22 protein-coding genes are annotated in these 22,772 nt (G+C 69.9%); 14 read left to right on the top strand and 8 right to left on the bottom strand.

The window, feature by feature from the left end; genetic code table 11:
• Nucleotides 1–4 precede the first annotated feature (4 nt).
• The gene (locus ACFY3D_RS27475; protein WP_389984302.1) at nucleotides 5–2,377 is read left to right on the top strand and encodes a CoA transferase; all 2,373 of its coding nucleotides are present in this window, start codon (nucleotides 5–7) and stop codon (nucleotides 2,375–2,377) included.
• Nucleotides 2,378–2,393: 16 nt separating this feature from the next.
• Nucleotides 2,394–3,164: an enoyl-CoA hydratase/isomerase family protein gene (locus ACFY3D_RS27480; RefSeq protein ID WP_389984305.1), complete on the top strand. Its 771-nt coding sequence runs from the start codon at nucleotides 2,394–2,396 to the stop codon at nucleotides 3,162–3,164.
• Nucleotides 3,165–3,211: 47 nt separating this feature from the next.
• On the opposite strand, the gene fdxA is transcribed toward ACFY3D_RS27480, so the two are convergent.
• A complete protein-coding gene (gene fdxA / locus ACFY3D_RS27485; protein ID WP_389984308.1) occupies nucleotides 3,212–3,553 on the bottom strand; it encodes a ferredoxin in 342 nt (113 codons plus the stop codon).
• A gap of 26 nt (nucleotides 3,554–3,579) precedes the next feature.
• Nucleotides 3,580–4,551 carry an NAD(P)/FAD-dependent oxidoreductase gene (locus ACFY3D_RS27490; RefSeq protein WP_389984311.1) on the bottom strand — a complete coding sequence of 324 codons (972 nt, stop codon included), beginning with the start codon at nucleotides 4,549–4,551 and terminating at the stop codon, nucleotides 3,580–3,582.
• A gap of 239 nt (nucleotides 4,552–4,790) precedes the next feature.
• On the opposite strand from ACFY3D_RS27490, the gene ACFY3D_RS27495 reads away from it, so the two are divergent.
• The 8 genes from ACFY3D_RS27495 to ACFY3D_RS27530 all read left to right on the top strand — a co-directional run bounded on the left by ACFY3D_RS27495 (nucleotide 4,791) and on the right by ACFY3D_RS27530 (nucleotide 12,012).
• Entirely contained in the window at nucleotides 4,791–6,032 is a 1,242-nt protein-coding gene (locus ACFY3D_RS27495; RefSeq protein WP_389984314.1) for a Rieske 2Fe-2S domain-containing protein, read from the top strand.
• A gap of 19 nt (nucleotides 6,033–6,051) precedes the next feature.
• Complete coding sequence (locus ACFY3D_RS27500) at nucleotides 6,052–6,996, top strand: hypothetical protein (RefSeq protein WP_389984317.1); 945 nt, start codon at nucleotides 6,052–6,054, stop codon at nucleotides 6,994–6,996.
• Entirely contained in the window at nucleotides 6,993–8,285 is a 1,293-nt protein-coding gene (locus ACFY3D_RS27505; protein WP_389984320.1) for a M20 family metallopeptidase, read from the top strand. The genes ACFY3D_RS27500 and ACFY3D_RS27505 overlap by 4 nt, the downstream gene beginning before the upstream one ends.
• A gap of 20 nt (nucleotides 8,286–8,305) precedes the next feature.
• On the top strand, nucleotides 8,306–9,169 hold the full coding sequence (locus ACFY3D_RS27510; protein ID WP_389984323.1) for an alpha/beta fold hydrolase: 864 nt from the start codon (nucleotides 8,306–8,308) through the stop codon (nucleotides 9,167–9,169).
• Nucleotides 9,166–9,288: a hypothetical protein gene (locus tag ACFY3D_RS27515; RefSeq protein WP_389984326.1), complete on the top strand. Its 123-nt coding sequence runs from the start codon at nucleotides 9,166–9,168 to the stop codon at nucleotides 9,286–9,288. Before ACFY3D_RS27510 ends, ACFY3D_RS27515 begins: the two co-directional genes overlap by 4 nt.
• A gap of 5 nt (nucleotides 9,289–9,293) precedes the next feature.
• The gene (locus ACFY3D_RS27520) at nucleotides 9,294–10,166 is read left to right on the top strand and encodes an alpha/beta fold hydrolase (RefSeq protein ID WP_389984329.1); all 873 of its coding nucleotides are present in this window, start codon (nucleotides 9,294–9,296) and stop codon (nucleotides 10,164–10,166) included.
• A complete protein-coding gene (locus tag ACFY3D_RS27525) occupies nucleotides 10,166–11,104 on the top strand; it encodes a zinc-binding alcohol dehydrogenase family protein (protein WP_389984332.1) in 939 nt (312 codons plus the stop codon). Before ACFY3D_RS27520 ends, ACFY3D_RS27525 begins: the two co-directional genes overlap by 1 nt.
• Nucleotides 11,105–11,220: 116 nt before the next feature.
• A complete protein-coding gene (locus tag ACFY3D_RS27530) occupies nucleotides 11,221–12,012 on the top strand; it encodes an IclR family transcriptional regulator (protein ID WP_389984335.1) in 792 nt (263 codons plus the stop codon).
• Here the strand turns inward: ACFY3D_RS27530 and ACFY3D_RS27535 are convergent.
• The 4 genes from ACFY3D_RS27535 to ACFY3D_RS27550 form a co-directional block, all read right to left on the bottom strand.
• Nucleotides 12,000–12,836: an alpha/beta fold hydrolase gene (locus tag ACFY3D_RS27535; RefSeq protein ID WP_389984338.1), complete on the bottom strand. Its 837-nt coding sequence runs from the start codon at nucleotides 12,834–12,836 to the stop codon at nucleotides 12,000–12,002. The two genes, ACFY3D_RS27530 and ACFY3D_RS27535, sit on opposite strands and share 13 nt — an antisense overlap.
• Before the next feature lie 107 nt (nucleotides 12,837–12,943).
• Nucleotides 12,944–13,516, bottom strand: a complete 573-nt coding sequence (locus ACFY3D_RS27540) for a TetR/AcrR family transcriptional regulator (RefSeq protein WP_389984341.1) — start codon at nucleotides 13,514–13,516, stop codon at nucleotides 12,944–12,946.
• A 101-nt stretch (nucleotides 13,517–13,617) separates the two neighbouring features.
• Entirely contained in the window at nucleotides 13,618–15,144 is a 1,527-nt protein-coding gene (locus ACFY3D_RS27545) for an APC family permease (protein ID WP_389984344.1), read from the bottom strand.
• Nucleotides 15,145–15,326: 182 nt separating this feature from the next.
• Nucleotides 15,327–16,844 (bottom strand): aldehyde dehydrogenase family protein, encoded by a 1,518-nt coding sequence (locus ACFY3D_RS27550; RefSeq protein ID WP_389984347.1) that lies wholly within the window; start codon nucleotides 16,842–16,844, stop codon nucleotides 15,327–15,329.
• 292 nt (nucleotides 16,845–17,136) lie between these two features.
• Between ACFY3D_RS27550 and ACFY3D_RS27555 the strand changes: the two genes are divergently transcribed.
• From ACFY3D_RS27555 to ACFY3D_RS27565, 3 genes are all read left to right on the top strand, one after another.
• Nucleotides 17,137–18,150, top strand: a complete 1,014-nt coding sequence (locus ACFY3D_RS27555) for a sulfite exporter TauE/SafE family protein (protein WP_389984349.1) — start codon at nucleotides 17,137–17,139, stop codon at nucleotides 18,148–18,150.
• 192 nt (nucleotides 18,151–18,342) lie between these two features.
• On the top strand, nucleotides 18,343–19,104 hold the full coding sequence (locus ACFY3D_RS27560; RefSeq protein ID WP_389984352.1) for an IclR family transcriptional regulator: 762 nt from the start codon (nucleotides 18,343–18,345) through the stop codon (nucleotides 19,102–19,104).
• A 175-nt stretch (nucleotides 19,105–19,279) separates the two neighbouring features.
• The gene (locus ACFY3D_RS27565) at nucleotides 19,280–21,160 is read left to right on the top strand and encodes a primary-amine oxidase (protein ID WP_389984355.1); all 1,881 of its coding nucleotides are present in this window, start codon (nucleotides 19,280–19,282) and stop codon (nucleotides 21,158–21,160) included.
• Between the two features lie 127 nt (nucleotides 21,161–21,287).
• Here the strand turns inward: ACFY3D_RS27565 and ACFY3D_RS27570 are convergent, their stop codons facing one another.
• Nucleotides 21,288–21,671, bottom strand: coding sequence for a DUF427 domain-containing protein (locus ACFY3D_RS27570; protein WP_389984357.1), 384 nt, complete (start codon nucleotides 21,669–21,671; stop codon nucleotides 21,288–21,290).
• A gap of 88 nt (nucleotides 21,672–21,759) precedes the next feature.
• Entirely contained in the window at nucleotides 21,760–22,044 is a 285-nt protein-coding gene (locus ACFY3D_RS27575; protein ID WP_389984359.1) for a putative quinol monooxygenase, read from the bottom strand.
• A 254-nt stretch (nucleotides 22,045–22,298) separates the two neighbouring features.
• On the opposite strand from ACFY3D_RS27575, the gene ACFY3D_RS27580 reads away from it, so the two are divergent.
• A complete protein-coding gene (locus ACFY3D_RS27580) occupies nucleotides 22,299–22,616 on the top strand; it encodes a hypothetical protein (protein WP_389984362.1) in 318 nt (105 codons plus the stop codon).
• The last annotated feature ends 156 nt before the right edge of the window (nucleotides 22,617–22,772 follow it).

Consider the following 22,772-nt stretch of genomic DNA (forward strand, 5'->3'; position numbering starts at 1 on the left):
GGGCATGGAGGAGAACGGGCGCGTTGGACGCCTGCGGGTCCTCGACCTCACCGACGAGCTGGCCTTTCAGGGGGCCCGGCTGCTGGTCGGTCTTGGAGCCGACGTGGTCAGAATCGAGCACCCGGCCGACGCGGAGCTGTCGCGCGCGGAGAGCGTCCACTGGCACGCGGGCAAGCGACTGGTGCGACTGCCGGAGGGTGCGGCGGGGACGGCTCTTTTGGACGAGCTCGCGGCGCAGGCGGACGTCGTCGTCGAGAGCGGCTCGCTGGACGGGCTGCGCGGTCTGACCGGAGGCGGCCCCGTGGACGGTGGGGGCGGGCCGTCTTCGCGATGGAAGGGAGTCGTCCACGTCGTCGTCACCCCGTTCGGCCTGACCGGCCCGCGGCGCGGCTGGCACGCCGACGACCTCGTCGCCGCCGCGGCCGGCGGCATGGCGTGGCTGGGCGGAAAGCCCGGCCTGCCGCCCAAGGCCCCGCCGCGCGAGCAGGCCGCCCAGCTCGCGGGCGCCAACCTGGCGATCGCGGCGCTCCTCGGCGTCATCGCCCGCGACCGGACCGGCCACGGGCAGCTCATCGACATCTCGGCCCAGGAAGCGGTCGCCGCGACTCTGGAGACGGCCGCCATCGCGTGGATCCACGCCGGCCGGTACCCGTCGCGCAACGGCGGCGTGTACGAGCACGTGGCGCACCGGGTCTTCGCCGCCGCGGACGGCCACGTCGCCGGCGGGTACTCCGGCAGCGACCGGATGTGGACCGACCTGCTGGCCTGGATGGCCGAGCACGGTGAGGCGGAGGACCTCACCGACGACGAATGGGCCGACCCCGTCATCCGCTGGCAGGGCCGGGAACACGTGGACGCGGTCGTGGCCAGGTTCGCCGCTCGGCGCTCCCGCACGCACCTCGCGGAGGAGGGGCGTCGGCGGGCGCTGCCCTGGGCCGAGGTCGCGACGGCCGAGCGCCTGACCGCCAACGAGCAGCTTCTCGCCCGCGACTTCTTCACCCGGGTTCATGGGCCTGGCCTTCCGGAGGAGGGAGTGCTCGACGTCGGCTTCCCCTTCGCCGCGCCCGACCTGCCCAGGCCGGTGCGGCTCACCGCCGCGGCCCAGGCCGATCCCGCGGCTCCTTGGCGGACCGAGAACCCTCGCGGTCGGCACCGCGCCGGCGGTCCGGTGCGGCGCGCGCTGGACGGCGTCCGCGTGCTGGATCTGACCTGGGTGCTCGCGGGCCCGTACGCGACCAAGACGCTGGCCGAGCACGGCGCGGACGTCATCAAGATCGAGTCCCGGCACCGGCAGGACCCCACGCGCTTCGCCCCGTCCATGCGGCTGCGTCCCGACGCCGGATTCGACGACAGCGGCTACTTCATCAACTTCAATCGGAACAAACGCAGCGTCGCCCTCAACCTGCGGACCGAGCAGGGCCGACAGGTCCTGCGGCGGCTCGTCGCCCGGTGCGACATCGTGATCGAGAACTTCAGCCCCGGCGTGCTCGCCCGATGGTCGCTGACCTACGACCGGATGGCCGAGATCAACCCCGGCGTCATCCTGGTCTCCATGGCGGGCGTCGGCCAGAGCGGGCCGTGGCGAGACGCGGTGACCTTCGCCGACACCCTCGCCGCGATGTCGGGGCTGACCAGCGAGACCGCCGACCCCGGCGAGCCGCCGCAGGGACTGACGTTCGGGCTCGGCGACATGGTCGCCGCCAACGCCGCCGTCCTCGCCGCCCTCGACCTGGTCGCCGCCGGCCGCGGCGGCCACGTCGACCTTTCCCAGCTGGAGGCGATGGCCTCCTCGATGGGGCCGGCCGTCCTGCAGACCCGGCTGCCCGAGGACACCGCGGACGACCGGCGCACCACGGCCCAGCCCAACCGTCACCCGCGTATGGTGCCGCACGGGGTCTACCCGACCAGGGGCGAAGATCGCTGGATCGCGCTGGCCGTACGCGGCGACGAGCAGTGGCGGCGGCTCGCCGGACGCGCCGGGCTGGACGAACTCGCGTCCGCCGGGCCGCGGGAACGGCGCTCGGACGAAGATCGGATCGACGCCGCCCTGGCGGCCTGGTGCGCCCGGCAGGACGGCACGGAACTGGCAGCCGACCTGCAGTCTCTGGGTATCGCCGCCGCCGTCGTCGCCACCGGGCGTGACCTGGTGGAACACGACCCGCATCTGGCGGAACGCGGGTTCTACCCGGTGCTGGAGCACCCGATCGCCGGTCCGGTCCGGCATGAAGGCGTGGTCGTGCGCATGCCCGAGACCCCCGGTGCCCTGGTCACGGCGGCGCCCCTGCTCGGTGAGCACACGGACGCGGTGCTGAAGGACCTGCTCGGCATGGAAGAGGCCGAGCTCTCGCGGCTGCGCGAAGCCGGAGTCCTGGAGTGAAGGAAAGGAGCCGTCCATGACGACATCGGTGCTGGAAGTACGGCGTGAGGGAGGAGTCGCGACGGTCGTCATCGATCGTCCACCCGCCAATGCCGTGGTCCCGGCGATGATCGAGGAGTTCCTCGACCTGATCCCGAAACTGGCGGAGGATCACGAGGTCCGCTGCATCGTCATCACCGGGACGGGCCGCTTCTTCGTCGCCGGTGCCGACATCGCCGTGATGCGCGACCTGTCGGAGGCCAACCACCTGCGGATGCGCCGCTGGATCGAGGTGCAGCGACTGCTCGAACTGGCACCCAAGCCGGTGATCGCCGCGATGAACGGCCACGCGCTGGGCGGCGGCGCCGAACTGGCGCTCGCCTGTGACCTGCGGATCCTGGCCGGATCGGCCACGTTCGGCTTCCCCGAGATGAATCTCGGCCTGTTTCCCGGCGCGGGCGGCAGCCAGCGCCTGCCCCGTCTGCTCGGCCCCCACCGGGCCAAGCTGCTGATGATCGAGGGGGCCAGGCTGCCCGCGGCGGAGGCGCTGCGGATGGGGCTGGTGGACGTGGTGACCGGGGACGACTTCGACCGGGTGGTGGCCGAGCACGCCGCCGCCCTCGCGGCCAAGCCGACCCGGGCCGTCGGCATGCTGAAGCGGATCGTGGACTCCGGCCACGGTGTGCCCATCGAGCAGGCTCTGGAGGGGGAGCGCGCGGCGGTCATGGAGTTGATCCACACGGCCGACGCGGCCGAGGGGCTGCAGGCGTTCCTGGACAAGCGCGCACCCCGGTTCACCGGACGCTGAGACGACGCCCCTGCCCGTCGAAGTGACGGGCAGGGGCGCCGATCGTCTCAGCCCGGGTAACCGGCCACCGTCTCGGTGTCGACGTTCAGACCGCCCACCTTGCCGGCCCCGCCCGGGTTGCCGAGCGGTTCCGTCCGCCCCGGCAGCACCTCGAGGAAGAAGTTGCGGGAGTCCTCCAGGAACAGCGTGCGGGTCTCGTCACCCCGCGCCGCCCGGTCCACGAAGATCGCGTCGACCGGGCACTCCGGCTCGCAGGCCCCGCAGTCGATGCACTCGGCGGGGTTGATGTAGCTCTTGCGATCTCCTTCGTAGATGCAGTCGACCGGGCAGACGTCCATGCACGCGCGGTCGTTGACGTCGATGCAGGCCGGGCCGATGACGTAGCTCATGACATTTCCCCTTGGTGACGGTGAATTCAGGCGGCTTCGGTGGAATGGCCGGGGAAGAGGGACAACCCGGGATCGAGGTCGACGGCCGCGTTGTTGACGGCGGTGGCGACCTCACCGAACCCCACCGACATGAGGCGGACCTTGCCGTCGTACTCGGTCAGGTCTCCTGCGGCGTAGATCCCGGGCAGGTTGGTACGCATGCGCTGGTTCACCAGCACGGAGCGACCGCGCAGCTCAAGACCCCAGCCGGCGAGCGGGCCCAGGTCGCTGACGAACCCCAGCGCCGCGATGACCGAGTCGGCGGCGAGCATGCTGTCTCCCTCGCCCCGCCTGCGCAGGTGTACCCGCTCCACCCGCTCGTCCCCGGCCAGGGACAGCACCTGGGCGTCGGTGATGATGTCGACGCCGTTCGCCCGGGCGGCATCCAGGTTCGCCGCGTGTGCCCGAAAAGCGGCGCGGCGGTGCACCAGGGTGACCGACCTGGCCACCGGGACCAGTGCCAGAGCCCAGTCGACGGCGCTGTCCCCGCCGCCCAGGACGACCACCTCGTGGCCGGTGTGCCGTGAGAGATCGGGGACGAAGTACGACAATCCCCGGCCGACCCATTCCTCGCAGCCGGGGAGTCGCCGCGGGGTGGGCGTCCCGATGCCCGCGGTCAGGATGACGGCGCCCGTCTCGACGACGGTGTCGTCGGAGAGGCGCACGACCGGCCGGCCTTGGGGCGAGCGCCGCAGCTCGACGGCCTGCCGGCCCAGCAGCCACACCGGGTCGTACGTCGCCGCCTGCGTGTGCAGGGCCTCGACCAGCGCCCGCCCGGTCACGCCGGGAACGCCGGCCACGTCGCGCACCTGCTTCTCCGGGTAAAGCGCCGAAATCTGGCCGCCCACCTGGGGTAACGCGTCCACGACCACGGTACGCAGGCCGCGGAAGCCGGCGCAGTAGGCGCCGTACAGGCCGGTCGGCCCAGCCCCGATGATCATGATGTCCGCTGGTTCCACCTTCGTCTCCCCATGGTCGCCCACGCGTCGGCGTGGTGGCTTCAGGCCACGGAAGGTACACAGCCGGACGGCGGGAGCCCGCAGCCCGTGGACCGCTGACCGGAACTCCGCCGGGATCGCGCCGCCGGTCCGCTGGGCGGGATGACCGGCTGTTCCGTCCGCCGCCCCGATGGTGAACTGCCTGCACCGAGCGAGCGCCGCATCAGGGCGCCGCGGACAGCATGACAACGGAGGCGACATTGACGGCGGATGCGGACGCCGCACCCTCGACGGGCGGAGCCGCCAGGCGGCGGCCCTCGCGGCGCGGCAGGTTGCCGGGCCGGCAGGATTGGTCGAGCTGGCCCCACTACCAGGCGGCCGCCAGCGGGTTCCGCGGTTACTGGTACCCCGTGGCGTTCTCCTCGCACATCACCGGCAAGCCCAAGGCGATCACCCTGCTCGGTGAGCGCATCGTGGTCATCCGGGACGGCGGCAAGGCCTACGCGCTGAAGGACCGCTGCCCGCACCGGGGCGTGCCGCTCAGCTACGGCAACCAGCAGTTCCCCGGCACGATCTCGTGCCCGTACCACGGCTGGACGTTCGATCTGGAGTCCGGCGACCTGGTGGCCGCGATCACCGACGGCCCCGCCTCGCCGATCTGCCGCAAGGTGACGCAGCCGACCTACGAGGTCGAGGAGCGCCTCGGCATGGTGTGGATCTTCGTCGGTGACGGCGAGGACGCCCCGCCCATCGACGACCAGCTCCCCGAGGAGCTGCGTGACAACCCGGCCGTGATCGGCGCGCGCATCCAGGCCCGCGAGGGCAACTGGCGCTTCGCCTGCGAGAACGGCTACGACGAGGGGCACGCCAAGTACCTGCACCGCACCGCCCTCTGGCGGCTGTTCAAGGCGATGCCGGTCTGGAACGAGACCAAGATCGTGCGGCGCGGCCGGTGGATCTACCGGGTCCAGGAGACCCAGTACTGGGACGCCGACTTCCCCGGGCTCGGCCGGTGGAACAACCAGGCGTGGTACAAGCTCAAGCCGCCGACCAAGGTCGGCAACATCGGCAACACCGGCGGCCACCGCAGGGTCAATCCGGCCATAGCCGCGGAGGAGTTCCCCGGGTTCGCCTCGGTCAGCATGCCGGGCGTCCTGCGCATCGTCTACCCGAACTTCATCCACTACGAGTTCTACGTCCCGGTCGACGCGGACAACCACCTCTATGTCGGCGTGATGGCCAACTTCGAAAAGGGAGTGCGCACGCTGCCCTTCTACGCCAAGTACCTCGGCGCCGTCCGCTGGTTGTTCCACGGCCAGTTCTCCGGCCAGGACAAGTGGATGGTCGAAGTGACCGACGCGCCGCCGGAGCGGCTGTACCGCCCCGACGACTCCTTGCTGCAGTGGCGCAAGCTCGCCGAGGACGTCACCGAGGAACGCATCGAAGGGCTCAAGGCGGCCGGCGTGGACGTCCAGGACGTCACCCGGCGACCGGCCGACTGACCACGGAAGGAACAAGAGCATGGCCGAGATCGTCCTGGGCGTGGGTGCCTCGCACTCGACGCTCATGAACACCCACTGGGAGCAGGTCCGGCACAGGGACCGCGCCGAGCGGTTCCGCGACTCGCTCGGGGCGGCGCGGGACGCTCTCGCGGCGGCCCGCCCGGACGTGGCGATCATCGTCGGCTCGAACCACTTCCGCGGGTTCTGGCTGGACCTCATCCCCGCCTTCACCCTCGGCGTGGGCGAGGTGATCGCGAGCGGCGAGTCGGGCACGCCCTCCGGACCGCAGCGCACCCGCCCGGAGGTCGCCCAGGCCGTCGCCGAGCACCTGACCGCGGCGGGCACCGAGGTGGCGATCTCCGCCAGGTTGCAGATCGACCACGGCCAGAGCCACGCCATCCAGTACCTCCTGCGCGACCTCGAGGTGCCGGTGATCCCGCTCGTGGTCAACGCGTTCGCCACGCCGCTGCCGCTGGTCTCCCGCTGCGTGGAACTCGGCAGGAACATCGCCGACGCGGTGGCCGCGCTGCCCGCCGACCTGCGCGTCGCCGTCATCGCGTCCGGCGGCCTCTCCCACCGGCTGCCGTGGCCCAGCCGCTGGCAGGATCCCGACGGTGAGGACGAGGAGTTCCTGGTGCAGGCGTGGCTCAACGGCCGCGGCGACTGGGAGCGCTACGACGGCCGTCGGCGCACGATCATCACCGCGGCGCGACCCACCATCTGCCCGGAGTTCGACGAGGAGTTCCTCGCCGCGCTGGAGAAGGGCGAGCTGGAACGCTACGGAGGACTGTCCACCGAGCAGATCGAGGAGGCCGCCGGCAACGGTGCCCAGGAACTGCGGGCCTGGCTCACCATGGCCGCGGCGCTCGGCTTCCGGCCCGGACGCGTGCTGGCGTACGAGCCGATGCCGGAATGGCTGACCGGCATGGGGGTCGCGGTGATCGATCCCGGGCGGGCGTCATGACGACGTCATCGGACGAGCGGGAGCGGATCGTGCGGGCCGCCATGGCCCACGTCACCGAGGACCGCCTGCGTGAGGCCGCCGTGGGGGTCATCTCGATCCCCAGCCCGACCGGCGGCGAGGGATCGCTGGCACGCTGGCTGACCGACCGGCTGGCACGGGCCGGCGTCGAGGCGCGTCTGCAGCGCATCGACGACGCGCAGGCCAGCTCGGTCGGCAGGCTGCGCGGCGACGGCAGCGGACCCGACCTCATGCTGTACGCCCCGATCGACACGCTCACCACCGGCGATCCCGAACTGGACCTGCCGTGGATCGGGCCGGAGCTGCGCCAGGACATGCGCGCCGAGGCGATCTGCGACGGCCCCTTCGTCACGGGCCTCGGCGCGGGCAACCCCAAGGGGCACGCGGCATGCGTACTGGTGACCGGTGAGGCCTTGGCGGCGGTCCGCCCCAGCCTCTCCGGCGACCTGTTGCTCGCCTTCGGAGCGGGCGGCATGCCGACCAACGCGATCGACGGCTTCGGCCGAGCCAACACCGGGCATGGCGTGGGCTGCTCGTTCCTGCTGGAGCGCGGCTGGCAGGCCGACTACGCGGTGATCGCCAAACCGGGGGACTTCGTCGCCCACGACGAGGTCGGTCTGTGCTGGTTCGAGATCGTCGTCCCCGGCATCCACACCTACGCGGGCAGCAGGCACCGGCTGCCGTACGCGAACCCGAACGTCACCGCCGCCGAGGTGGTGATCAGGCTGGAACGGTGGCTGGCCGAATACCCGGCCCGTCACCGCACCGCCACCGCGGCTCCCCAAGGAGTCATCGGCTCCATCGCCGGTGGGTGGGAGCGCATGCTCGCCGTCACACCGGCCGTTTGCCGGATCCGGCTGGACCTGCGGATCGCACCCGGCGTCGCTCCGCTGACGGTGAAACGAGAGCTCGCCGCCTTCGTCCGCGAGCTGGATCCCGGCCTGACCGTCGAACTGGTGCTGGCCGTTCCCGGAACGAGCACCCCGCCGGACGACTGGGTGGTGCGCAGCACCGTCCGCGCCTGGGAACAGGTGTCCGGACGCACACACGAGCCCGTCCCGGACAACAGCGGAGCCACGGACGCCAACATCCTGCGGGCACGCGGCATCCCCACCGCCCGCGTCGGCATGCCGAAGGCGGCCCACACCACCACCGACTTCGCCCTCGGGATGAACACCGTCGACGTCCGGGCCATGCGCCGCCTCTGCGAGCTGCTGGTGAGGGTCGCGGTGGAGACCACCACGCGGGACCGCGCCGACATCCCCGTATGAACCATCGAAAGGGACGCGCCTTGCAACCTCCGAACGGCCTGTACGCCGACGCCGACGGCGTGAGGTACCACTACCTCGACATGGGAACGGGCAGTGACACGATCTTCCTGCACGGCGGCGGCCCCGGCTGCACCGGATGGAGCGACTTCGGCCCGGTGGCGCCGCTCTTCGCCGCCGACCGCCGCTGCCTCATCGTCGACATCCTGCAGTACGGCAAGTCCGAGAAGTGCCGCATCAGCGGCCCGATGTGGGACTTCCACGCGAAGAAGACGGTCGCCCTCATGGACACGCTCGGTGTGGACAAGGCCGACTTCGTCTGCAACTCCTGGGGCGGCACCATCGCGCTGTGCCTGGCGGCCCGCTACCCCGACCGCGTGCGCTCGCTGGTGATCACCGGCAGCATGCCGGTGTTCTACGGGCCGCTCGCCCCTCTGCCCGAGAACGGCCACCGCGGCCGCGCCGCCCGCGACGCCTACTACGGCGGCGAAGGGCCGACCCGCGAGAAGATGCGCCGCCTCATCACCCGCCTGGAGTGGTACGACGCCGACCGCCTCCCCGAATCCACGCTGGACCTGCGCTACGAGCAAAGCCTCGACCCGGAGGAGCGGGAGCTGGCCGCGATGTCGGACTCGCCGCGCGGCGAGTGGCAGGACCTCACCCGGGAGCTCGGCCAGGTGCGGGCCCCCGCGCTGTTCATCTGGGGCATGCACGACGCCTTCCTGACCCCCGACTACCCGCTCATGCTCGCCCGCATGGTCCAGCGGGGCAACCTGCACGTCATGGACCACGTGTCCCACCACCTCCAGGAGGAACGCCCCATGGCCTACCACGCCGTGGTCACCGGCTTCTTCGACTCGCTGGCGAACCCGTGGGTGCCGGCATGAAAAAGCTGCTGATCATCCTGTCCGCGGCCGCGCTGGCCGGCGTCCTGGTCCGCGTGTTCCCGGCCCGCAGCAATACCCAGGTGCACCGGATCAACCAAGACAAGCCCTCGAAGGTGTGAGAACGATGAGTATCTGGACCGAGCTGAGTCCGATCGAGCTGAGCCTCTCCTACGTCGACGCCGGCGGCGTGCCGACACGTAGCCTCCGCGCCGGATCCGGCGAACCCGTGGTGTTCCTCCACGGCACCAGCGGCCACCTGGAGGCGTTCACCCGCAACCTGTCGGCGCACGCGGCCCACTACGAGTGCCACGCCATCGACATGCTGGGCCACGGCTACACCGGCAAGCCCGACTACCCCTTCGAGATCCCCCGCTACGTCGAGCACCTGCTGGCCTACTTCGACGCCACCGGCATCGAGCGCGCCCACATCGTCGGCGAGTCCCTCGGCGGCTGGGTCGGCGCGCGCGTCGCCATCGACCACCCGGACCGGGTCGCCAGCCTCCAACTCCTCTGCGCGGGCGGCACCGTGGCGAACCCGGAGATCATGGACCGCATCCGTACCAGCACCCGGCAGGCCGTGGAGAGCGACGACGTCGAGCTCACCCGCAAGCGGCTGCGACTGCTCATGGCCGACCCGGCGGACGCGACCGAGGAGCTGGTGGAGGTGCGTCACGCCATCTACCACACGCCCGAGTTCGCGGCCAACATCGACAACCTGCTGTGCCTGCAGAACATGGAGATCCGGCAGCGCAACATCCTCCGCCCCGAAGACCTGGCCCGGATCTCACAGCCGACGCTCATCGTCTGGGGCCGGCAGAACCCGTTCGGGGAGGTCCCGGAGGCGTCTGCCATGCACGAGGCCATTCCCGGTTCCCAGCTGGAGCTGTTCGAGCGGTGCGGTCACTGGCCGCAGCATGAGAGGGCCGACCTGTACAACCCGCTGAGCCTGTCCTTCCTCGCCAAGAGCTCGGCGGCCGGTTTCGCGGGCCGGTCGTGATGCGCGCGGCACGCTTCCACGAATGGGGCGCGTCCCCGGTCGTGGAGGACGTTCCCGAGCCCGCCTACGAACCCGGGAGGGTGCTCGTCGAGGTCCGGGCGGCGGCGCTGAGCCACCTGGATCTGACGGTGTCCGGCGGCTCCTTCGGCATGCGTCCCCCGTTGCCCTACGTGGGCGGCGTGGAGGCCGGCGGCGTCGTGCTGGCCTCCGACACCCTGGAGCCTGGCACACACGTGTTGCTCCGGGGCGGCGGACTCGGCCTGCTGAGGGACGGCTGCTGGAGCGAGCGGGTATGCGTCTCCCGGAAAGCCGTCACCCCCGTCCCCGCCGACCTGCCCGCCGACGTCGCGGCGTCCTTCTTCGTCCCGACCACGACCGCGTACGTCGCCCTGCACGACGTCGCCCGGCTGGAACCCGGCGAGGAGGTCGTCGTGACCGGGGCGACGGGGGCGGTGGGCTCCATGGTCGCCCAGCTGGCACTGCACGCCGGCGCCACCGTGACCGGGATCGTCGCCCGCCCCGAGCTCCTGGATCAGGTCCCCGAGGGGGTTCGCGGCATGTCGCTTGACGATGCCGCGGAACTGGCCGAGGGGCGCTCCGCGTCCCTGCTGGTCGACACGCTGGGCGGTGACGGCCTGGTCGGCAGGACGCGCTGGGTGCGTCCCGGCGGCCGGGCCGTGGTGATCGGCTACGTCCTGGGCGCCTCCGTCACCGTCGACCTGCCGTCGTGGCTGCTCGACGACGTGGCGCTGCTCCCTGTCAACATGGTGCGGCAGGAGCGACGCGCCCATGAGGTCGCGCCCCGGTTGATGGAGCGGTTGCTGGCGGGGGAACTGCGGCTGAACGTCGAGCGCTTCGACGTTTCCGAGATCGCGCAGGCCCTGAAGCTCCTGCGGGACGGGAGAGTGCGCGGCCGCGCGGTCGTCACCTTCGCCTAGGCGGCCGAGCGAGGGCGGTCATGCGCGGGCATGGCCGCCCTCGTTTTTCTTGAAGGCGTTTTGCCTGGTGGAACACGTCCGTTGTATGAACCGGACATCAAGCGCACTATTGCTCAATGTCGCTTATGTATCCCCCTGTCGCGCCCGAACTGGACGACGCCGCCAACAGCGTGTTGGGCAAAGTGAGACTCATCCTGGAAGCGTTCGGACCTGACGACGAGAGCCTGGGCCTGTCCGAAATCGTCCGCCGGAGCGGGGTGGCCAAGGCATCGGTCCACCGGCTCGCCCAGGAGTTGCTGCGCTGGGGTCTGCTGGAGCGGCGCGGCTCCGAATACTGGCTGGGCATGCGCCTGTTCGAGATCGGTCAACGGGTGCCACGTCAGCGCATCCTGCGTGAGGCGGCGCGGCCCTACATGGAGGATCTCTACCAGGCCACCGGGGAGACCATCCACCTGGCCGTGCTGGACGGTCATGAGGTCCTCTACCTGGAGAAGGTGTCGGGCCACAGTCAGGTCTCCCGTCCCTCGCGGATCGCCGGGCGTATGCCGCTGCACTGCACGGCGACGGGCAAGGCACTGCTCACCTTCGGGCCCGCCCACCTCTTCGCCGAGGTGGTCGCCGCGCCGCTGACCCGTCTCACGCCACGGACGGTCATCCTGCCCAAACTGCTGGCTCAGGAGATCGACCAGGCCAAGAAGGCCGGCTACGCCATCGAGCGGGAACAGATTCGCGTCGGCTACCTCAGCGTGGCCATACCGCTCATCGGGGCCACGGGCACGATGGTCGCGGCCCTGTCGGTGACCGCACCCACCTTCCGGGCAGACGTGAACAAGTACGTGAGCCTGCTGGGAATGGTCAGCGGGCGCATCACCAAGTCCATCACCCTGGTCGACGATCAACGGCGCTGACGCGGCGTCCCCGCCGTCGTGGCGCTGAGGAACTCCGCTACGGCGGCCGCGACCTCTGGAGCCTTCTGCTCCATCAGCGGGATCGTGCCGCCCTCGATGACGACCGAGCTGACCCGCTCGGTGCCGGTGAGATTGCGCCGCATTGGCTCCAACTGCGGCAAGGCGAACGGGTCGGCCGCGGCGCCCAGCAGGAGCACGGGCGCCGTGATCAGGCCGATCTTGTCCTCCATGTAGTACCGGGCACAGGCGCGGTGACCTTCCGCCGGGTCCAGGCCAGGGGTCAGCGCGTCGTGCAGGAACCGGCCGAGCAGGTCGGTGGCCGGCTGTGGATAGTAGGGCCGGCGCAGGTCCCAGAGCATGCGGACGTGCGCGCCGTCGGGGGAGGGGGCGGCGTCGTCGACCCCGGGTCCGTCCGCGTGGCTCGCGCGGTAGTGGGAGTCGGCCCAGGGCGTGGACGACAGGATGAGCCGGTCGACCCGGTGCGGGGCGCCGGCGGCGACTTCGACGGCCACCGCGCCGCCGGTGTGGTGGCCGAGCAGGTCGGTCCTGTCGATGCCGAGGGCGTCCAGCAGCGCGAGGGCTCCGGCCGCGAACAGCTCGATGGTGTGGGGCCCAGGCACCTTGGCGCTGGCGCCGAAGCCGATCATGTCCATGGCGATCACCCGCCGGCCCTCCGCCAGGAGGGGGATGAGCTCCCGGAACTCGTCCCAGGACCGGGGCGTCTGGTGCAGCAGAAGCAGTGGCCGCCCCCTGCCCTGCTCCGCGTAGTGCAACTGCCCGAATGGGGTGTCGGCATATCCACGGCGAATTGACGTCGGTCCCACGTTCGATCCCGCTCTTCCATCGACGACACGGAGTTTCAGCGGAAGTTTCGTGCGGTTCACCGATTCGCCGCCATATCCGGGGACCGGTGACCGAACCGGCGCGATCGTTATTCCGGGTCGGCTACCAGCGGGCGGAGAATGTCACGTAGCCGGGCGAGGGTCCTCTCCGTGCGCTCCGGGTCCCCGTACACGGCATGTTGCAGGACCAGCCCGTCGAGTGCGGCGAACACGAGCGCCGCCAGGGAGCCGTCGGGGTCGTCGATGCGGGCGTTGCGGAGCGTCTGCCCCACCTGGTCGGCGTAGAAGTCGTACAGCGCGACGACGTGCTCCAGAGAGGCGGTGCCGCGCACGGCGCTGAGCAGGTACTCGTACTGCAGGATTTGGCGTTCGCCGTGCTCGGTGATGGTCCGCACGAGGTCGGCGCCCAGATCGTCCAGGCTCTCGGTGAGCAGCCCGGCCTCCCTGGCGTCCTTGCGGGCGGCCATCTCGAACGCCTCGCTGAGCATCGCCTGCCGAGTGCCGAAATAGAAGCGCACGAGCCCGTGCGTGACCCCCGCCTCGGCGGCGACCGCGCGATAGGTGACCGCGCCCTGTCCCTGCCGGGCGGCTATGTCGATGGCGGCCTGCAGCAGCCGTTCCCGGGTCGTGGGACCGGCGGCGTCCGGCGTCGCTTCATTCATGAAACACGAATATCATACGAGATCTTTCACCCTTTCCTCCGGTGGCATATGGCGCCGCAGGCCTGTGCTTCGGAAATGGCGAGCGGCGCCGATATCCGCGATCACTCAATGCGCGTACTGCCCATTCGTGCGTAGCGCTCGGGATCATTGGCGCGCGTCCGCATCGCGACGATCACCGCGGCCGCGACCACGACGACCAGGATCCAGGGCAGGTTGTTGATGACGGTGGACGTGGTCCCTGTGACCGCCTCGTAGTTCGCCAGGGCGAGTATCGCGCAGACACCCAGCGCGACCGCTGCCAGCACGGGCGCCACCGTATGAACCCAGCCGAATTCCCCCCTTCGGGCGAAGAAGACGACAACGGAGATCGACGTGAGCGTGACCAGACTCAGCAGCCCCAGCGCGCCCACGCTCGTGAGTGAGGTGACGAGGTTGGTCAGCGGGTCCAGCCCGGCGACCGCGAAACCCACCACGATCGCCGTGATCAGACCGAAGCTCAGGAAGCCCGCGACCGTGGGGGAGCGGTGGCGTGGATGCACCTTGGACAGCGCCGTGGGCAGCAGGCCCTCGCGGGACAGTGTGAAGAAGTAGCGGGAGACGGCGTTGTGGAAGGCCAGGACGCCCGCGAACGAGCTTGTCACGATGAGGACCTCCAGGAACTTGGTCCAGGTCGAGCCCACGAATTCCGTGGTGAGGTTGTAGGCGTAGCCGCCCAGATCGGCGCTCGCCGCCGCCGGGGCCTGCTCCATCCCTCCCCCGACCAGCATCGCCCATGACGTCAGGACGAAGAACAGGCTGATGAGTACGATCGCCGCGTAGGTCGCCCGCGGCACCGTCGTGCGCGGCGTGCGCGCCTCCTCGGAGTAGATGGCCGTGCTCTCGAAACCCTGGAAGCAGGAGAAGGCGTACATGAGGCTGATGCCGGCCGCGCCGGCGAACAGCGCCTTCGATGGTTCGAAGACCTCCAGCGAGAACGCGCCCGGTCCGCGCTGCAGCAGGATCGCGATGTCGAGCACCAGTACGGCCAGAGCCTCCAGTACCAGCGAAACGCCCAGCACGCCCGCCGCGACCGTTACCCGGAAGTAGCCGAGGATTCCGATGACGATCAGGCCGGCGAGAGCCCAGACCCACCAGGCCACGTCGATGCCGAAGAACTCCTGCGCCGTCACCCCGGCGAAGAATCCCAGCGCCCCGGTGGTGGCGGCCGCGATGCACACGTAGGAGACGATCGCCACATAGGCCGCAGCGAGCCCGAAGACTCTCCCCAGTCCCTTGGTGATGTACGCGAAAAACGCGCCGGCGTTGCCGACATGCGGCGCCATCCTGCTGAAACCCACCGCGAAGAACAGCAGGATCACGGCCATCAGCGCGAAACTGCCGGGCGTTCCGACCCCGACCCCGAGCGCGATCGCGATCGGGAGGATGGCGACGGTTCCCGCGGCGGGCGCCGCGGCCGCGACGACCATGAAGACGATGTGCGCGACGCCGAGCTGGCCCTGGGCGAGCGTGGGCGTGCTGTCGGAAGCCTCTCCGGCCCGCCCGGACGGGGCCTCCCCGACCGCGGGGGAGGAGATCGGGGGAGGTTCGTGAGGTAGGGCCCCGCCAACCCCTATGTCCGATCCTGTCATGTTTGTGCCTTTCTGGGGTTATTAAACAGGGTGTGAGCGGCGGCGGAGACCCCGGTGGCGCTCAGAGGCCGAGCGCGACGAGTGAGCCTCGGCTATGACGGCACGGGTCTCCCGCGGGGCGAGGGGGCCTCCGACGATGTACGCCTCCAGTTGAGGCGCGAAGACGTCGTGGTCCACACCGGTCACGGCGTGTTCCCCCAGAGAGGGAAGCGAGGGCTGCCGAGGTCGATGTTCACGACCTTCGCCGCGGAGTACTCGGCGAGGGTCTCGCGGCACAGTTCGCGGCCGAAGCCACTGTCCTTGACGCCGCCCATCGGCATGCCCACCGGCAGGTCGAACCACTTGTTGATCCACACGATCCCCGCTTCGAGATCCCGCGCGATCCGGTGTGCCCGGGTGAGGTCGGCCGTCCAGACGCCGGCGGCCAGGCCGTAGCGCGTGCTGTTCGCGCGGGCGACGGCGTCGTCGTAGTCGGTATACCGCTCCGCGACGGTGACCGGCCCGAACACCTCCTCGCTGGCGATCCGCGCGGTGACCCGCGAGTCGGCGAAGATCGTGGGCCGGACGAAGAACCCCCCTTGGTTGCCTTCGGGTAGATCCAGCGCCTCGTCACCGGCCCGCACGGCCAGCCCTTCGGCGCGGGCCGCGTCGATGTAGGAGGTGACACGGTCGAACTGCGGTTTCGACACCAGCGGGCCGACCTGCGTCCGCGAGTCCAGCGCGTCGCCCACGCGGATCGACTTCGCGGTCTCGGCGAATCGCTCCAGGAACTCGTCGGCGATCTTCTCGTGCAGGAGCAGCCGGGAGGAGGCGATGCAGGCCTCGCCGTTGGCGAGGTAGATACCGAGCGCGGCGTCCGCGACAGCCCGGTCCAGATCCGCGTCCTCGGCCACGATGAGGGCGCTTTTGCCACCCAGCTCCATCAGTGTGGGGGTGAGTACCTCGGCGGCGGCCAACATGATCTTCCTGGCTGTCGGCCCGCCACCGGTGAGGGTGACCTTGGCGACGCCGGGATCGGAGACGAGGGCCGCGCCGACCGTGCCGTCGCCGGTGACCACGTTGAAGACGCCGGGTGGCAGCAGATCGGCGACCAGTGCGGCGAACTCCAGAATGCTGGCGGTGGCGAATTCGCTCGGCTTGACGACGATGGTGTTGCCCGCGGCCAGGGCGGGGGCGACCTTGTTGGCCAACGTGATGATCGGCGAGTTCCACGGCAGCACGGCGGCGATGACGCCGAGCGGCTCGCGCGTGGTGTAGATCAGGGTCTCGGGGTCCTCGACCGGGATCTGGTCGCCATGGAGGTCGCGCACCAGGCCGCCGAAGTAGCGGAAGATGGCCGCGGTGTTCGGCACGTCGGCGATGTAGGCCTCGCGGATCGGCCTGCCGTTCTCGGTCGCCAGCAGCCTGGCCCAACGGTCGGGGTCGGCCTCCACCCGGTCGGCGATCCGCATCAGCAGCCGCTGCCGGGTGGCGAGGCTGGTCCGGCGCCACTCCGCGAACGCCGCACCCGCGGCCCGTACCGCATCCCGCACCTGGCCGACTGCGGCCTGCGGCAGCTGCGTCCACACCTCGCCGGTGCTCGGGTCGACGGCGTCGAAGACATCTGCGCCTGGCACCCATTCGCCCGCGATGAACATCTCGTACGCCTCGGGAGCCTCGAATCTCGCGTGTTCGGGTCGCGCGCTCTCCACCTGCGTCATGAGCTCTCCAATTTCTTGACCGCATCGCCTCGTGAGGCTCGGCATCAGCCTGGGACGCACGATGACAGGCTGTCCACGAACCGGTTTGGTGAGTGAAACGCCCCTGATGAGGGGCATGGTCCACGAAGGTTCGGTCAGCGGACCGGTGCCTTGGCCCGCGGTCCGGTGGGGTGCTCGACTGGGCGTCCACCTCCGGCGAGCAGGTTCACGATGAGACACGAGATGATCCACATGACACGTTTCCTCGCGGAGCCGGCGGCTCCGCGTGCCGCAGGCGCCGCCATGGCCGTGAGTGGACGCGGCCGATGAGGGCTGGGCGGAGGCCGCCGGTGAGAGCCGTGAGCGGAGGCCGCCGGTGAGCGCGGACGTCGTCGCGGTCTTCGCCGGAGGGCTGGCGGCGGGTCTCGTCGCGGGTGCCTCCTCGTGCGCGGCCGTCCAGGGCGGGCTGCTGTTCGGCCTGAGCGGGTCGGCCACCGGGAGCGGGCCTGCCCGATCGCTGTGGCCGGTGGGATTGTTCCTCCTGGGACGGACCGCCACGCACGTCGCGACGGGTGCTCTCCTCGGTCTGCTCGGCTCGGCGGTCCGCCTCGGTCCGGAGACGCGTGCCGTCCTGCTCGTGCTGGCCGGTCTCCTGGTGATCGGTTTCGCCGTCGGCCTGCTTCGCCGGCGTCACAGGGGAGAGGGGGCCTGCGGCTCCGGTGGAGCCCCGGATACGGCCGGACGCGGGATCGTTCGCTCCGTCGGACTTGGGGCCGCCACGATCCTGATGCCCTGCGGGATGACGATCAGCACCGAGATCGTGGCGGTGTCCACCGGGTCGGTGCTCGGAGGGGCGGCGGTCATGGCGGGCTTCGTGGTGGGCACGGCCCCGGCCATCGCGCTGCTCGGCGTGTTCGTGCGCGTGCTGACAACGGCTCGCCTGGTGCGGCTGGCCGCGGTTGTGGCGTTGGTGGCCGGCCTCTGGACGGTCACCTCCGGCCTGCGGCTGGGCGGCTGGACTCCCGGCATCGCCACGCAGGCGGCCGTGGAGGAGCCGTCCACGGGCCTTCGGCGGGACGGAACCCAGGTGATCGAAATCTGGGCGACCGAGCGCGGTTACCGTCCCGGCGTGGTGCGGGCGCGTGCGGGCGTGCCGACGGAGCTCGTCTTCCGGACGGTCGGGACGCCAGGCTGCACGGGCCTCCTCACCATCGGTGGGCGGGACGTGCGCCTTCCCACGGTCGTAAGGCTGCCTGCGCAGGAGCGAGGGCGGCTCCGGTACGTGTGTTCGATGGGAATGTATCTCGGCTTCATCGACTTCGCCTGACGTCCCGCGTGGATTGCCCTGGTTTAGGGCGCTTCATCATTTTTTAACATTTATGTCATAAGAAGTGTTGTTCACCCTATGGACATCCGCGACTATCCAGTTGGATAATCGGGTCTGGCTCCGCGACAGCGAGGAGGAGTCCCGATGTCGTCACAGGTGTTCGAGGATGCACCCGCCGCTTCAGGCGATGACGTGGAGTACCCCAATTCCGTGCTCGGGAAGGCGCAGCTTCTCCTGGGCGCCTTCGAATCGGGGGCTTACCAGCTGCGGCTCAGTGAACTGAGCCGCAGATCCGGTGTGCCGAAGGCGTCGGCGTACCGGCTGGCTCAGGAACTGGTGCAGTGGGGGCTCCTGGAACGCCGGGGCGAGTCGTACCAGCTCGGCATGCGCATCTTCGAGCTCGGCCAACGGGTCCCCGCCTCCGCGGTGCTTCGCACTGTCGCCCGGCCGCTGCTCACCGACCTGTTCGCCGCCACGCGGGCGACCATCCACCTGGCCATGCTCGACGGCGGCCACGTCCTGTATCTGGAGCAGATCTCCGGCAAGGCGAACAGCCAGGCGCACTCCCGGGTGGGCGGGCGCCTGCCCGCATCGTGCACGGCGACCGGGAAGATGCTCCTGGCGATGTGCTCCAACCTGCAAGAGCAACTGTGCTGCTTCGCCCGCACCGGGCTGCCGTCCCTCACGCTGCGGTCTGTCGCGTCCCTGGAGCAACTGGTGCGACAGATGGAGATCGTTCGTGAGCGCGGCTTCGCCCTGGAGGTGGAGGAGACCCAGCTCGGTTTCGGCAGCATCGCCGTGCCGATCGCGGCCTACGGCGGCGGACCGGTGTCCGCGGCCGTGTCGGTTACCGTTCCGGTGGGCCGGCTGGTGCCCCGGGCGCTCCTGCCCGAGCTACGTTCGACGGCAGCGGGCATCGCCCGCGGCCTCGGACAGAGAACATACGCGGCCTGAGCATATTGCCGTTCTTTATCGCCGCTCTCATCCCGCCTGGATGAGGGTGGCTTTCGCATGCCCCTGACTTCGCCGTCAATAAGAAGCTAAAAGGGGTTCACTGACCGAAACACGGCATTGGTAAGAGCGCCTTGTCGCCGCGACAGTGGAGGCCACCTATCGGGAAAGGAACAACATGCGGCACGATTTGTTCGCCCCACTGACCGCAGACGAGATCTTGACGGTCGCCCGGTTGGCCCGGGGGGCCGGTCTCGGTGAGGCGCTGGGCTTCAGCGCGGTCTTCACCGACGAGCCGGACAAGGCCCTGCTGCGTGCCGGCGAGCACATGGCCAGGCGAGCCCGTGCCATGATCGTGGATCGCTCCACCGGCCGCTCGTACGACGTCCGGATCGATCTCGACACCGAGTCCGTCTCGTCGGCCGACGTCGTCGCCGAGGGAGCGGCGCCGGTACTGCTCGATGAATTCGAGGGCGTGGCGGCGTCGGTGAAGAAAGACCAGCGATATGTCGACGCGCTGGCCAAACGAGGAATCACCGATGTAACCCACGTCCAGGTCGACCCATGGTGCGTCGGCAACATTCCCGATGTCCAAGGGAACCGGGTCTGTGGCGCGATTTCCTACGTGCGAGACTTTCCCACCGACAACGGCTACGCCCACCCGATCGAGGGCGTGGTCGCGTTCGTGGACCTCGTAACCGGCGAGGTTCTGGACGTCAGGGACTACGGCGTGCGCCCCATGAACCGCGCCTGCGCCAACTACGACGCCGAGTCGAACACCCCGATGCGCGACGACGTCAAGCCGCTGGAGATCACCCAACCGGATGGCGTCGGGTTCACCATCGACGGCAACGAGCTCACCTGGCAGAAGTGGCGGTTCCAGGTCAGCCTCCACCCCCTCGAAGGCCTGGTCATCCACGGCCTGGAGTACCGCGACGGCGACGAGTACCGCAGCATCCTGCATCGTGGCTCGGTGGCCGAGATGGTCGTGCCCTACGGGGACTCGGCGCCGGAGCACAACTGGCGCAGTGCCTTCGACGTCGGCGAGTTCGGGCTCGGCAAGCTCACCAACTCGCTGGTCCTCGGCTGCGACTGCCTCGGCGAGATCCGCTACCTCGACGCGGTGCTGGCCGGCGAGAACGGCGAACCGTACACGCTTCCCAACGCCATCTGCATCCATGAGGAAGACGACGGCATCCTCTGGAAGCACCAGGACTGGGTCACCGGAGTCACGGACGTGCGGCGCTCGCGCCGGCTCGTGGTCAGCTCGATCGCCACCGTCGGCAACTACGAGTACGGCTTCTTCTGGTACTTCCATCAGGACGGCTCGGTCCAGGTCGAGGCGAAGCTCACCGGCATCGTGCAGACCAGGGCGATCCACGAGGGGGAGGCCGCGCCCAGCGCGACCCGGATCGGCGAGAACATCGTCGCCCCCTATCACCAGCACATCTTCTCCTTCCGGCTGGACTTCGAGATCGACGGTCCGGATAACAGCGTCGTCGAGAACGACGCGGTGCGGATCCCGATCGGGCCGGACAATCCGACCGGCAGTTCCTTCACCGTCCGCAAGACCCTGCTGGAGACCGAGCTCAGCGGCGTCGGCCTCACCGACCCTCAGGTGTCACGCAACTGGACGGTCGTCAACCGGGGCAAGACCAACGCCTGGGGTCTGCCTGTCGGCTACAAGCTGCTCCCGGGCTGGGCGTCGGCGACACTGCTCGCCCAGGACGAGGCTCCGGTGGCACAACGGGCCGGTTTCACCAAGCGGAACCTCTGGGTCACCCCCTACTCGCCGTCGGAGATGCGCTCCGCCGGCGACTTCCCGAACCAGCACCGTAACGGGGACGGTCTTCCCGTTTGGACACGGGCCGATCGGCCGGTCGTCGACACCGACGTCGTCGTCTGGTACACGCTCGGCGTCACGCACGTCCCGCGGGCAGAGGACTGGCCGGTCATGCCAGTGGAGCGAGCCGGTTTCCACCTGCTTCCGGTGAACTTCTTCGACCGTAACCCCGCCCTCGATGTGCCACCGTCGGAGGCGAAGCGCCACTGTCACTGACCAGCCAGAACCTGTCGAACCTGCTGAGACATCAGGCTCCTCATGGCGTTTGTGCCCGTCCCGAGTGGTGACCGGAGGGGCGGGCACGAGAGTGGGCGTCTCCCGCCGGACTCGGGCCGAAAGACGCTCAGGCGGCCGGTTCCTCGACGATGGAGTCGACCCGGTCGGGATAGAAGGCGACGTGGTCCTTGATCTCGGCGACGGCTGGATACGGCGACTCGTAGAACCACACCGCGTCCACCGCCTGCTTCCCGTCCACCGTGACGGTGTAGTAGCTCGCGTCGCCCTTGAAAGGACAGTAGGTGGCGGTGTCGGTCCGCTCCAGCAGCGAGCGGTCGACGTCGGTGATCGGGATGTACTGCACCGGCGGGTACGCCGCCTCCCGCAGTGTCAACGCGCTCCGCGTGTCGGCGACCACCCGGCCTGCCACCGAGACGACGATCCGGGCCGGGTTCGGCGTGATCGTGATCGGGTGACTGGGGCTGGGCTCCAGGATGGGCTTGTCGGTCATGACGAGAACCCCTTTCTGTCATGTCCAGTCTGCCGGACCCCGGACCCTGAACCGCGTCGCCATCCCCCTCCCCGGTGTCGACCCCCGCTCAGGCGGGGCCGACGCCGGAGATCTGGTAGCGCGACACCTGGGCGTCGCGGATCATCGTCTCCTGGTCGTCGCTCGGCCCGGAACCCCGGAAGGCGTCGAGGGTCTCCTCCGACTCCCAGCGCTCGTAGACGTTGATCCGGCCGGTGTCGACGAGGTCGGCGCCGAGCGTGAAGTCGAGGCAGCCGGACGCGGCGCGGGCCTGCTCGATCACGCTCACGCATCCCTTGAGGTAGTCGTCGCGGGCATCGGGGTCGACACGGATCCAGCCGGAGACAATGATCATGCCGGTAGGGTATGGGCCGCCACCGACAGAACCCCGCCCTACGGGCACGCGTGCCCTCTTTTCGCGTTGTCCCGGCCGCCCGCGCCCCCTCCTCGTCGGCCGCGTATATAAAGGTGTCCGTCCTCCGCGCCGGTCGCGCATTTCAGACGTCGGTCTTTCCGTGCCGTTCGCGCATATCAGGTGTCCGCCGGGCACGTAGGATTCGACGGCTGGGCAGGCGACGACGAGGACGACGAGGACGACGAGGACATGCTGTGAGCTTTGATCTCGGAGTCTGGTTCGCGGCCGGACCGATCACCGCGCGGGAGGCCCTTCTCCGGTATCTCACCTGGGACGAGAGCGGAGCCGCGCCCGGTGAGCCGCGCCCGGAGGTGGCGGCCTTCTACGAGGAGTTGACGACGCTCTTCCCCGACCTGACCGTCGAGAACTACGGCGCCTCACCGTGGTCCGAGCCGCTCACCGTGGGGGAGGACTTCGTACTGATGAACGCGGTCTTCCCACGGGCGGGGGAGGTGTGCCGCGTGGTCCTGGAGATGACGCGGCGCCACCCCCTGGTGCTCTTCGAGCCCTAGCTCTCCGGCTTCGCGGGCCCGTCCATCACCCCCGAGACTCACGGCGCCCTCGCGGACGTGACGTGTGGCCCCGAACGGCCTCGTTAAGCGTTCGTCGGGCGTGGAGGGGTGGCACCCGCTCGGCTTCGTTCCCCTCTGTACCGATAATTTTTGCCT

Source organism: Streptosporangium sp. NPDC000509 (genome assembly GCF_042898365.1).
In the GTDB taxonomy this organism is placed as follows: Bacteria; Actinomycetota; Actinomycetes; order Streptosporangiales; family Streptosporangiaceae; genus Streptosporangium.